Source organism: Salifodinibacter halophilus, assembly GCA_012999515.1.
GTDB classification, from domain to species: Bacteria; Pseudomonadota; Gammaproteobacteria; order Nevskiales; family Salinisphaeraceae; genus Salifodinibacter; species Salifodinibacter halophilus.
In genome coordinates, this window is sequence record JABEEB010000797.1 from 1 (window position 1) to 233 (window position 233).

The window sequence follows — 233 nt, forward strand, 5'->3', positions numbered from 1 at the left end:
CGCGAGTTCGACGGCGTCCTCTTTGAGCTCGCAACGAAGGACCCCGGCTACGCGAGCGACGAACCGCTCGACGACCTCGGCGGCCGCCTCGTCCTCCCCGGGAAATTCGAGGATCGCCGCACGGAGATCGAGGCGACCCTCCCCGACGTGACGATCCCCACGCCTGAGGGTAAGAGCGAACAACCCGACGCCGAGGCCGACGCGGACGACTGAGTCTACGTGCCGTCCGCGAG

General features: G+C 68.7%; 1 protein-coding gene. It reads left to right on the plus strand.

The features are described 5' to 3' along the window. Nucleotides 1–213 (plus strand): ring-cleaving dioxygenase (locus tag HKX41_13780; GenBank protein NNC25203.1); only part of this gene is annotated, 213 nt, incomplete at its 5' end. Nucleotides 214–233 lie beyond the last annotated feature (20 nt).